The organism is Vibrio cyclitrophicus (assembly GCF_024347435.1).
GTDB lineage: Bacteria > Pseudomonadota > Gammaproteobacteria > Enterobacterales > Vibrionaceae > Vibrio > Vibrio cyclitrophicus.
The window spans coordinates 922,311-934,634 of record NZ_AP025481.1 but is presented as its reverse complement, the minus strand read 5'-3'; the positions used below and the strand labels follow the sequence as shown (position 1 = coordinate 934,634).

At 45.4% G+C, this 12,324-nt stretch carries 9 protein-coding genes; 8 read left to right on the top strand and 1 reads right to left on the bottom strand.

Features of this window, described 5'->3' with window-relative positions; translation table 11 throughout:
* Positions 1–309 precede the first annotated feature (309 nt).
* From OCW38_RS19140 to copI, 7 genes are all read left to right on the top strand, one after another.
* Positions 310–1,365, top strand: a complete 1,056-nt coding sequence (locus OCW38_RS19140; protein ID WP_010430350.1) for an NADH:flavin oxidoreductase — start codon at positions 310–312, stop codon at positions 1,363–1,365.
* Positions 1,366–1,773: 408 nt separating this feature from the next.
* A complete protein-coding gene (locus tag OCW38_RS19135) occupies positions 1,774–2,421 on the top strand; it encodes a CatB-related O-acetyltransferase (protein WP_016785339.1) in 648 nt (215 codons plus the stop codon).
* 157 nt (positions 2,422–2,578) lie between these two features.
* Positions 2,579–3,043 (top strand): hypothetical protein, encoded by a 465-nt coding sequence (locus OCW38_RS19130; RefSeq protein ID WP_010430346.1) that lies wholly within the window; start codon positions 2,579–2,581, stop codon positions 3,041–3,043.
* A gap of 99 nt (positions 3,044–3,142) precedes the next feature.
* Positions 3,143–4,585: a TolC family protein gene (locus OCW38_RS19125; RefSeq protein WP_016768149.1), complete on the top strand. Its 1,443-nt coding sequence runs from the start codon at positions 3,143–3,145 to the stop codon at positions 4,583–4,585.
* 11 nt (positions 4,586–4,596) lie between these two features.
* Complete coding sequence (locus OCW38_RS19120; protein WP_010430328.1) at positions 4,597–6,336, top strand: efflux RND transporter periplasmic adaptor subunit; 1,740 nt, start codon at positions 4,597–4,599, stop codon at positions 6,334–6,336.
* Positions 6,333–9,476: an efflux RND transporter permease subunit gene (locus OCW38_RS19115; RefSeq protein ID WP_261895751.1), complete on the top strand. Its 3,144-nt coding sequence runs from the start codon at positions 6,333–6,335 to the stop codon at positions 9,474–9,476. Before OCW38_RS19120 ends, OCW38_RS19115 begins: the two co-directional genes overlap by 4 nt.
* Positions 9,477–9,579: 103 nt before the next feature.
* Positions 9,580–10,185 (top strand): copper-resistant cuproprotein CopI, encoded by a 606-nt coding sequence (gene copI, locus OCW38_RS19110; protein WP_261895749.1) that lies wholly within the window; start codon positions 9,580–9,582, stop codon positions 10,183–10,185.
* A gap of 107 nt (positions 10,186–10,292) precedes the next feature.
* Here copI and OCW38_RS19105 read toward each other — a convergent pair whose 3' ends face one another.
* Positions 10,293–10,478 (bottom strand): hypothetical protein, encoded by a 186-nt coding sequence (locus OCW38_RS19105; RefSeq protein WP_391852438.1) that lies wholly within the window; start codon positions 10,476–10,478, stop codon positions 10,293–10,295.
* A 29-nt stretch (positions 10,479–10,507) separates the two neighbouring features.
* Here OCW38_RS19105 and OCW38_RS19100 point away from each other — a divergent pair.
* A protein-coding gene (locus OCW38_RS19100) for an IS3 family transposase (protein WP_391852436.1) occupies positions 10,508–12,042 on the top strand; the annotation gives its coding sequence in 2 pieces (ribosomal slippage) (positions 10,508–10,961 and positions 10,961–12,042; 1,536 coding nt in all).
* Positions 12,043–12,324: the final 282 nt, after the last annotated feature.

The following is a 12,324-nucleotide window of genomic DNA, read 5'->3' as shown; positions in this document are numbered from 1 at the left end:
TCGTAAGAACCATTGACTTAGTCCAGATTAAATTGAACAAAGTCGCTTATTAAAGTTGAGCGACTTTCTTTTATTACCATTTCTCCAATCTTTTTTATCTCTTTTTGATGCTTTCTATACCTCTCTCATATAAGAGTGCCGCTCTCTTAATCTAGATTAAGTTTTACCTGCCATATTCTCTGTACTATCCGCTTGAATCAGTGCCCATGCTTAATGGGTAACTTGCGTAATACGATTTTGAGAGGAAGACACTTGAGCACTTTGTTTACAGAAACCCACATTGGCAAGATGACACTAAAGAATCGCTTCATGAGAAGTGCAACGTGGGAAAATATGGCCACCGAGGATGGGCATATGACAGATAAACTGTACGCTATCTACGAAGAGTTGGCTCAAGGTGAAGTCGGCCTGATCGTGACGGGTTACGCGAACATCGTTGAAGAAGAAAAGCCTAATGCGGGCATGATGGGGATGTATAACGACTCATTCATTGCAGAGTATCAGAAACTGACTCAACTGGTGCACGACAACGACTCTAACATAGTAATGCAATTGGCTTATGGTGGCACCAAAACCACGCATGATCTTGGCGAACGAGTGATCTACGCACCAAGCGAGGTTCCGGAAAAAGGAACTCAAACACTAGGCAAAGCGATGACCAAAGACGAGATCGACTACATTGTTGATGCCTTTGCTCAAGCGTCTTTGAGAGCACAAAAATCAGGCTTTGATGGCGTTGAGATTCATGCTGCACACACCTACCTGATTAACCAGTTCTTAAGCCCTTATTACAACCAACGTGAAGATGAATACGGCGGTAGCTTAGAAAATCGTATGAGATTCTTGCTTGAGATCTACACATCGACTCGTAAGTTGGTAGGTGATGACTTTCCTATCTTAGTTAAGCTTACAGCTTCTGAGTTTTTCGAGGGCGGAGTGACGTTTGATGAAACTCGATCGGTGTGTAAGAAGCTTGAAGAAATTGGTGTTGATGGCATCGTGGTGTCAGGCAACATCCATGGTAAAGCCGACACCATGATTGGCGAATATCACGATGGATTCACTATTCAAGCTGAAGGTTATTTTCACGAATATGGTCATGCTATCAGCCAAGACGTTAATATTCCGGTGATCACTGTGGGTGGATTGACAGATTTCGATGCGATTGAAGCCATCGCTAATAACACGGGTATTGAATACTTCGCGCTTTCAAGACCTCTGCTATCAGAGCCTCATTTAGTTAAGCGTTGGAAGGAAGGGGATAGAAGTCCTGTTGAATGTGAGCGATGCTCTAAGTGTCGTACTAAGCGCGGCAACTTTTGCGTGGTGAATAAAGACAGAAAAGTACAGCTCGCTCGCATGTAATCGCTGATCCTAGACCCAAGCGTAAGCCTAAATTAATAAGCGAGTCTAAGTTTGAGTTTGTGTTAATTACAGGCTCAAACTTGTATTCTAAAAACGATATTTGAAACCTTATTAATCACATTCTTGTGTCAAATGAGTGTGCATTAACGGATACAATACACCTGTAAATTATCTAACCAAGTTATCGATAACCAACTGAGCAAACTTTGAAATTACTTCCTCTCTTAAAGCAACCTCGAATCCACTGACACCTTTTTAGTTTTAGCGGCATTACGATCATTTCAACTGTGACTACACTATTGATGTATCAGGGCACCCATTGCTACTACGTCAGCGAAGCTGTGCACGTTGAATCTGTATGGTCGAGTATATTGATATTTAACTAATAAAGATTAATCAGAGGTAAAAATGCAAAACAAGCATTGGTCCAAATTCGAGTTGCTGCATGAAATCGTAACCAACCCCAATATTCACGTAAAAGGTCAACACAGTTATTACAGTGATTGTTGGGATAATGGCTTCGAACAATCGGTAGTACGCTATTTACATGGTGACGAAGTCAGCCGCCAGTGGGAGCCTCGATGGGAAATCGACGAACTCTATATTGGTGACTATGTTTGCATTGGCGCAGAAGTTGTCATTCTCATGGGCGGAAATCATACTCACAGAGTGGATTGGTTTTCACTGTATCCGTTTATGGACGTGATTGAAGACGCGTATATCGGCAAGGGTGACACTCATATTGAAGATGGTGTTTGGCTAGGCATGCGAGCCATGATAATGCCAGGAGTAACGATTGGTGAAGGCGCTGTGGTTGCTGCAAATAGTGTTGTGACAAAAGACGTCGCTCCCTACTGCATTGTCGGTGGCTCTCCTGCGAAAGTGGTTAAATACCGTTTCGACGAGTCTGTTATTGAAGAACTGATTTCGATGAAAATATACGACTGGCCTGAAGATAAGTTTGAATTATTGAGGAAGCACTTAAGTGGTTCTGATCTACAGGCACTCAAAAATTCGCTAGTTGAGTATGATGCGCAAACCCCGGTAAACGATTAATTGAACTTAGTATTAGGAACACTCAGTTGCTTGTTGAGTGTTCTTTTTGTCCATCTATTCAGCAACTACCATCAATTTCATCACATCTGTGTACTTCATCATTGACCTTACCCTAAGGGTAACCTTTATAGTTACCTTGAAAACCTAAAGGTAAGCTATGACAAACACATTCCGAAAAACTTGGATTATTGTTTTCAGCATCATTGCGATGTTGATGTCTAGCTATGCCTCAAGCTCCTCAGCCTTGATGACTGAAGTAATGATGATGGAAATGGGGTCGAGCAAATCGGCTTGTTACCACAGCGGTACTTCGGTTAATGATTCAATGGCAGGGTGTCATGTGATGAGTGAAAAAGTACACGCTGAAGACTCTAACATGAGTGCCCATGCTTTGATGGCTCAATACGATATGTCTTCAATGAGCGAAGACGGCAGTTCGATGATGGGTAACCATTGTTCGAGTGCCGATTGCTGTGCCTCAATGTGTTCTGCAAGTCCCTATCCAATTCAGGCTGTTCAAGCCGTTGATCAACTTTCCTTTTCATTAGCTCGTTTTCAATCGGTCACGATTGGCCAGAAAGTCGCACGTGCTCAATCTTTGTTACGCCCGCCCACTGCATAAATCTATATCTAAAAATACAGCTCTATCAGTTAGCTAAATCTGATAAGTCATTCTTTTTTATGCGCTAATTAGCGCTAGATATGGACATTCATTGTGAATATGAAACCAACAACCTCTGTGTTTGTCATGAACACGAGCTTAGTGGTTGCTGCTGCCTTGCCTATGGCCTTGTTTTCAAGTGCTACGCTCGCGGCTACCACTGCGTCAGCTTCAAATGCTCAAGATATTTCAGCACATGACCAAGCAAGTTCGACGCAGCAACTCAATACACTGATTGAGATTGCTTTAAGCGAAGATGGAAATCGCAAACAGTACTTTGCTCAGTCTCAAGCGATGCGAGAAACGGGCATTGCCAACGCGACCTTAATGGACCCGAAATTAAAAGTTGGATTTGGCGGTTTGCCTGTCGATAGCTTTCAATTCGACGAAGACCCGATGACTAATATATCGGTAGGGTTGATGCAGCAGTTTGAGCGTGGCGATACGCTTAACCTCCAACAGAAAAAGGCAGGCCAACAGGCTGATGCTTTAGCTTTGCAGGTGCAAGCAAGAGAATTGACGGTTGCGAATAGCATGACGCAGCTTTGGCTTGAATTGGGTTACCAGAAAGTCGCAGAAGGTGTTATGCGTGAAAATCGTCGTTTGTTGCTTGAGCTTGAAAATTATGTACAAACCAATTACTCGATTGGTAAAAGTGAAGCACAAGATCTGCTTAATGCTCAGCTTCAAGTGAGCAAGCTTGATGAGAAACTTCAGGCAAACCAACAGGTTCAACGACGTTTAATCTCTCAGCTTTCTGAATGGTTGGGTTCTGATTGGCTAGGCTCTCAGGTTCTTGATTCTCAGGGCACATTGAATGCAACTAACCAAATCGATTGGTCATTGTTAGAAAGCAAATTAGCGACCAATACCGATTCAACCAAGCACTACCAGCTACTGACTGACCATCCTTTGGTTAAGATCTCCGATGTCAGTATTTCCTCCAATCAAACTCAGGTTGAGTTAGCCGAGCAAGCTTATACCCCGCAGTTTGGGGTAGAAGTGATGTATGCGTACCGCCAAGCCAATAACATGGCGGGTGAACCTGCTTCTGATTTGGTGAGTGCTTATCTGACAGTCGACATTCCGCTGTTTACGGGGAATCGACAAGATAAAAACTTATCGGCTGCTCAGTATCAAGTTGGTGCGGCTAAATCTCAAAAAGACACCTTACTTTCCCAAATGAACGCGCAAGTGAACGCATTGCTGGTGGACAGATCAAATCTTATCCAGCGATTAGATCGCTATCAAACGTCCTTGCTTCCTCAAACCGCAGCCCGAATCAGCGCGGTTGAAAGGGGTTATCAAAACAATACCGCTCAGTTTAACGATGTCATTTTAACAACGACCGATGAGCTGGCGCTTAAGTTAGAGCAACAACGTTTGATCACCGATCTCAATATCGTTAACAGCAAACTGGCGGCGTTAATCAGTGGTTTTGAATACCAAGTAAACCAACCACAACTCAACTCAAGCGCAACTAAACACACAGCCAATCAATAAGGGAATAGACAATGAATACAGTAAAAGTAGCAACAATCGCTTTATTGGTCGGTGGTGCATTGGGGTTTGGTGTGAATCACTTTGTCGTTGGGTCAGCACATAACATGTCAGCAATGGCAACGAGTACAGACGCCGAAGTAAGTAAACAAACCAAGGATGAGCCTCTGTACTGGGTGGCTCCGATGGACCCAAATTATCAGCGAGACAAACCGGGGCAGTCACCAATGGGGATGGATTTAATTCCTGTTTATGCGGATGACTCAAGTGCGGGACCAGACAAGGCGGGAACTGTGTTTATCGACCCGTCGGTAGAAAATAATCTTGGTGTCAAAACAGCAACAGTTAACTTTGAAGCGTTGTCTCCTCGGATTGAAACCGTGGGTTATGTGGCGTTTGATGAAAGTACATTGTGGCAAACCAACGTAAGAGCAGCTGGCTGGGTTGAGAAGCTCTATATCAACGCAGTGGGTGAGAAGGTAAACAAAGGTGATGTGCTTTTCACACTCTATTCTCCAGAGCTTGTTAAAGCACAAGAAGAGTTGATCAGTGCTTATAAAACGGGTCGTAAAGGTTTGATCAAGGGCTCGACTGAACGCTTGATTACCTTGGGTGTTGATAAGACGCAAATCCGCGCTATTACGCGACAAGGCAAAGCTTCGCAAACCATTAAAATTAAAGCGCCAGCCGATGGTGTCATTGCAAGTCTGAATATTCGAGAAGGTGGTTACCTTTCACCAGAACAAGCGGTGATCAGTGCAGGCCCACTAGGGGAAGTATGGGTTGATGCCGAAGTGTTTGAGCGCCAAGCGCACTGGATCTCATCAGGCAGCAATGCGGTGATGACTCTAGATGCGATTCCCGGCAAAGAGTGGTTAGGTAATGTCGATTACGTTTACCCAATCCTTGACCCAAAAACTCGAACTTTGCGCGTTCGTTTGAAGTTCTCCAATCCCCACGGCGAGCTAAAGCCAAATATGTTTGCCAATATTGCGCTGAAACCCATTAGTGATGAAGCCGTTCTTACTATCCCAAGATCTTCGGTGATTCACTCCGGTGGTATGACTCGAGTGGTAATGTCAGAAGGTTCTGGAAAGTATCGTTCTGCTCGTATTGAGGTTGGTCGTGAAGCTGGCGAAAAAATAGAGGTGCTTCAAGGGCTGGAGCAAGGCAAAAACATTGTCACTTCTGCGCACTTCATGTTGGATTCTGAATCTAGCCAATCAGCTGATCTGTCGCGCATCAATGGTGTTGAGGAAGATGCTGAAACTGTATGGGCAAACGGTGAAATTTCCGATGTTATGCAAGGCAGTCGCATGGTGACGATTAACCATCAGCCTGTTCCAGAATGGGATTGGCCGGGCATGGTGATGAACTTCACCTTTGCGGAAGGCTTGGACATGAGTGACGTGCAGCGTGGTAAGGCAATTGATTTTGAGATGAGAAAGACAGAGTCAGGGCAGTACGAGGTTGTTGATTACAAGGTCAACAAACACAAGATCGCTGGCGAAGTTTGGGTAACAGGTGACATCACTATGTTGATGGCAGATTTTGGCATGATCACCGTAAATCACAAGCCAGTGCCTGACTGGAATTGGAAGGCGGGTGAAATGAACTTCCAAGTAAGTGATGACCTTGATTTATCCGAGTTTACCGAGGGTCAAAGCATTCGGTTTCTAGTGGCGAAGCAAGGTTCTGATTATGTGCTCAAATCTCTTGAACCGACGAATAGCACGGGTGAGGGCGAACTATGATCAATGCAATCATTCGTTGGTCCATCAGTAACCGATTCTTGGTTCTGGTTGCCACGGTCGCCATCGTATTTGGCGGCTTATACAGCGTTAAAAATACGCCCGTCGATGCTATCCCAGATCTTTCTGATGTCCAGGTGATCATCAAAACCAGCTATCCGGGGCAAGCGCCTCAAGTAGTCGAAGATCAGGTGACCTATCCGCTCACAACGGCGATGTTAGCCGTTCCGGGTGCAGAAACGGTTCGTGGCTACTCGTTCTTTGGTGATTCCTATGTCTATATCATCTTCAATGACGATACCGATATGTACTGGGCGCGTTCACGAGTGTTGGAGTACTTAAGCCAAGTTGCACCTAACTTGCCATCGAGTGCGAAGCCAACACTAGGACCAGATGCAACTGGTGTAGGCTGGGTTTACAGCTATGTACTGCAAGACAAAACCGGTAAGCACGACTTAGCAGAGCTTCGTAGTCTGCAAGATTGGTTCTTGAAATACGAGCTGCAAACCGTAGAAGGCGTGTCTGAAGTGGCGACCGTTGGCGGCATGGTGAAGCAGTACCAAGTACAGATTGATCCTGCCAAGTTACGTGCTTACGACCTAACGCTTCAGCAAGTCAACAAGGCAATCCAAGATGGTAATCAAGAAACCGGTGCGTCAGTGGTTGAGATTGCGGAAGCCGAGCACATGGTTCGTACAACCGGCTACCTCACAAGCATCGAAGACATTCAATCTCTGCCGTTGAAAGTGACCGACAAAGGTACTTCGCTGCTATTAGGTGACATTGCTGACATCAACCTTGGACCACAAATGCGTCGTGGTATCTCTGAACTCAATGGTGAAGGTGAAGCCGTTGGCGGCGTAATCGTGATGCGCTTTGGTGAAAATGCCAGTGAAGTGATCGACTCGGTTAAATCCAAACTCGCTGAACTGCAAGCGGGCTTACCTGATGGTGTCGAGATTGTCGCGACTTATGACCGTTCGACTTTGATTGATTCAGCCGTTGAAAACCTTTGGAAGAAGCTGGCTGAAGAGTTCATCGTGGTTGCGATCGTGTGTGCGCTGTTTCTGTTCCATATCCGTTCGTCGTTGGTTATCGCTCTAAGTCTGCCTGTCGGTATATTGGGTGCATTCATTGTGATGCATTGGCAGGGTATTAACGCCAATATCATGTCTCTTGGAGGGATTGCGATTGCGATTGGCGCCATGGTAGATGGTGCCATAGTAATGATCGAGAACGTTCATAAACACATTGAACGGACTCCGCTCACTGACAAAAACCGTTGGCAGGTAATTGGCAAAGCGGCAGAAGAAGTTGGCGCGCCGCTGTTCTTCTCTCTGATTATCATTACCTTGAGCTTTGTGCCTGTGTTCGCGCTAGAAGGGCAAGAAGGCAAGATGTTCTCGCCACTTGCGTTTACCAAGACGTATGCGATGGCTGCAGCAGCCGGTTTGGCAATCACGCTGGTGCCTGTGTTAATGGGCTACTTTATTCGTGGCAACGTGTTACCTGAAAACAAGAATCCAGTTAACCGCAGTTTAGTGGCGATGTACAAGCCGCTTCTAAACCTCAGCTTAAAATATCCAAAGGTGATGATTGTTATCGCACTTGGCTTAATGGCGTCTGCCTATTACCCAACCAGCAAGCTTGGTAGTGAGTTCATTCCTCCTTTGGACGAAGGGGATTTGATGTACATGCCAACCACGTATCCGGGTATCTCAATAGGTAAGGCTCGTGAGTTGTTGCAACAAACCAACAAGCTCATCAAAAACATTCCAGAAGTCGAAACCACATGGGGCAAAATTGGTCGAGCAGAGACGGCAACCGATCCTGCACCGTTAACCATGATTGAAACCGTGATTCAGCTTAAACCGCGAGATGAGTGGCGTGACGGCGTCACTACGGAGTCGCTGCGTAAAGAGTTTGATGATCTGATTCAGTTCCCCGGTTTAACCAATGCTTGGGTTATGCCAATCAAAACCCGTATCGACATGTTAGCGACTGGTATTAAAACCCCCATTGGTATCAAAATCGCAGGCCCGGATCTGAGCGTGATTGAAGATATTGGTTCGCAACTTGAACCTATCTTGAATGGTGTCAGTGGTACGGCTTCTGTGTATGCCGAACGTGTGGCTGGTGGTCGTTATGTGACGATAGACATCAAACGTCGCTCGGCTGCGCGATATGGCTTGAGCATTAAAGAAGTGCAACAGGTTATTTCGACTGCGGTTGGTGGCATGAATGTGGGCGAAACCGTTGAGGGGCTAGAACGTTACCCAATCAATGTCCGCTATCCACAAAGCTATCGTGACTCTGTCGTTAAGTTGCAGAACCTGCCGTTAGTGACACCAAACGGTGCGCGAATTGCTCTCTCTGATGTTGCTGATATTCGTTATGAAGATGGCCCACCGATGATCAAAACGGAGAACGCACGCCCTAACGGTTGGGTGTTCGTGGACATTGATGGTCGTGATTTAGGTTCTTACGTGGCTGAAGCGCAAAAAGTCGTTGCCGAACAAGTTGTATTACCGGCGGGTTACTCGCTCGCTTGGTCTGGTCAATACGAATACATGGAGCGTGCGAAGGAGCGTTTGAGTGTCGTTGTGCCGATCACCATCGCCATCATCATGTTGTTGCTCTACCTAAGCTTCCGCCGCGTCGGTGAAGTGATGATGATCATGGCAACACTTCCTTTGGCTATGGTGGGCGGACTGTGGTTGATGCATTTCCTAAATTACAACTTCTCGATTGCGGTGGGTGTTGGCTTTATTGCACTTGCAGGCGTTGCGGTCGAGATAGGCGTGATCATGTTGGTTTATCTCAACCAAGCGTGGCACTACAAAAAGCTCGATGCAGAACAAAACCAACAAACGCTTCAACAAGCTGATCTAACCGATGCCATTAGAGAAGGCGCAGGACTGCGTGTGCGCCCTGTGATGATGACGGTTCTTACGGTGATCATTGGTCTCATTCCAATTATGTATGGCGAGGGTACTGGTTCGGAAGTGATGCAACGAATTGCCGCGCCGATGATAGGCGGAATGGCTTCTGCGCTGTTGCTCACCCTACTGGTGTTGCCTGCAATCTTTAAGCTCTGGAAACAGCGAGAGATTACTCAGAGCCAAAACGAGACAAGCAAATAACGCACTGACTATGAAGCCCTTACTTGCGATATAGGGGTAGGTAAGGGCGCACCACATGAATATGTGAAACTAACATAAAACAGAATTAATCTAAGGAACGACCATGAAAAAGACACTAATTGCTATCGCTCTAACACTGACCACTGCAACGGCTTTTGCTGAAATGGATCACTCTGCTCTTGACCATTCAAGTAAAGATCATTCAGGCATGGATCACTCAATGATGAAAAATGGAGAGATGGATCATTCAAATATGAATCACAGCATTATGAAGGGTGGAAAGATGGACCATTCGAAGATGATGAATATGGATGGAATGATGGACATGGAAGGTATGTCAGAAGTTGGGATGCCAGCTAAAGGCGCGAAGCCCGATAAAGTGGTTCATGTACTGCTAAGTGATGATATGAAAATCACATTTAAAAACAAGGTCGATATAGAGCCAAATGACGTAGTGCAGTTTGTTGTGATGAATACCGGCAAGATTGATCACGAATTCTCGATTGGCTCTGCTTCAGAGCAATTGGAGCATCGTGAAATGATGAAAAATATGGGGAATCACGCTCATGATTCGGGCAGTACAGTCACAGTTAAGTCGGGCAAAGCGAAGCAGATGCTGTGGCATTTCCACGGTGATAATCAAGTCGAATTTGCCTGCAATATTCCAGGACATGCGGAAGCGGGCATGGCGAAGTCGATAACGCTTTAGGCATTATCTAATAGAGCTAGAAATAGCTGCTAGAAAAGTACTAAAACAGAAAGCTAAAAGATAAGTCTTAGCTCATCACGCTAGTTGAGACTTATCTTTCTTGGCCACTACTGTAATAGGATCGATGTTTCCAGTAAGTGGTGTGCTTCACCACTGAGGTGTGGTAGCTCTGACATGATCTTCTTAAGCTTGTCGTCGATCGATTCCACTTCATTCAAAGAACGAAACGCAAGCACGGCCTGTTCTGGTTCGCTGCTCACCCTATCTGGCAGGGTAGTTGTCACTGTTAAAATTTAACCAGTCTGGGCGATAAAGAGTAATTGTGTCTCGTATCTCAATAGAAAGAAAAGAAGCTATATTGAAGAAGCTATTACCTCCCTATTCGATGTCAGTTAAAGAAGTGTCGGAAGAGGAAGGAATCAGTACTGCGACCCTGTATCATTGGCGCCAGCAACTCAGACGTTCAGGAGCCGCCGTGCCAAATAGTAACACTTCATCAGAGCAGTGGTCTGCTCAAACTAAACTAGCCATTGTCGCTGAAACCTACTCAATGACAGAAAGTGAACTCAGCCAATATTGTCGTGAAAAAGGCCTTTTCCCAGAACAAATCCAAAGCTGGCGCAGCGAATGTATGCAAGGGTTTAAGTCGAGTAAAGAGCACGAAGCTGAAGCAAAGAAGCAGGCTAAAGCTGACAAACTTGAAATCAAAGAGTTGAAGAAAGATTTACGACTCAAAGAAAAAGCACTCGCTGAAACGGCCGCCCTCTTGGTACTAAGAAAAAAGCTGAGAGCCTTTTACGGGGAAGAGCCAGAGGACGACTAACCTCAACCGATGAAAGGCAGACCATAGTGACTCTTATCCTTGAAGCGAAGCAATGTGGATGTCGTTTAGAGCCAGCTTGCCATGAAGTTCAAATCGACTTGAGAACATATCGTCGCTGGTATCAGCAAGGAGAAGTACAAGCTGACAAAAGGCCAATATGCCTCAGGCCTGAGCCTGCTAATAAGCTGTCGCAGGAAGAGCGTGATGCGATAATCGAGGTGTGTAACCGCTCAGAGTTCGCAAGCTTGCCTCCAACTCAAATCGTCCCGACATTGCTTGATAGAGGTGAGTACATCGCCTCTGAGTCGAGCTACTACCGAGTGTTGAGTACGCAGGGGCAACTTCACAAGCGAGGTCGTCAGCGGAGCAGACAGAAGCAAGCGAAGCCAACCAGTTACACAGCGACGGACTCGAACCAAGTCTATACTTGGGATATCACTTACTTACCCTCAAAGGTTCGAGGTCAACATTATTACCTGTATGTCATTGAGGACATCTACAGTCGAAAAATTGTTGGTTATGAAGTGTATGAGCATGAATGCGGTGAGCTGGCGTCACAACTTCTGCAAAGGACGTTGATGCGAGAGCAGTGCTTTAATCAAGCGCTGGTTCTTCACTCGGATAATGGTGCGCCAATGAAGTCGTTGACGTTCAAAGCTAAAATGGAAGAGTTAGGTATTACCTCGTCATATAGTCGCCCAAGAGTCAGTGATGATAACCCTTATGTCGAGTCATTGTTCCGTACAGTTAAGTACATGCCAAACTGGCCAACAAAGGGCTTTGAAAGTCTCGATAGTAGCCGAAGTTGGGTTGAAGCCTTCGTACTCTGGTACAACACCGAGCACAAGCACAGTAAGCTAAATTACGTCACGCCTTCAGAGCGTCACAATGGAAAAGATAAAGAGATCTTGAAGCGTCGTGTAGAGGTATTGTTCGCTGCAAAACAGCGAAAGCCTGAGCGGTGGTCTGGTGATATCAGGAACTGTGCGCCTGTTGGTGACGTTCATCTGAATCCAGAAAGAGAAGCTGCTTAATAAGCAAGCAAATGATGACAACTACCTTGAAAAACACCGCTCACATAACCTTTCAACGTATTAAGCTGAATTTTGTTCGCATTTTCGACTTTTGACAGTGCGATATTGATTGCTTCTATGTTTATTGTTAACGCATTGTTTTTAAACATTTTTAATTATTTTTGGTTGTTGCTAATGCGCGCACATTAACACAACTGCTTTTTTGGATATTGACCAAGATTATTAAACCCGCACTTTTATGAAATCTGAGTTTAATTGAGAAGCACTAGCACAATATTGTTT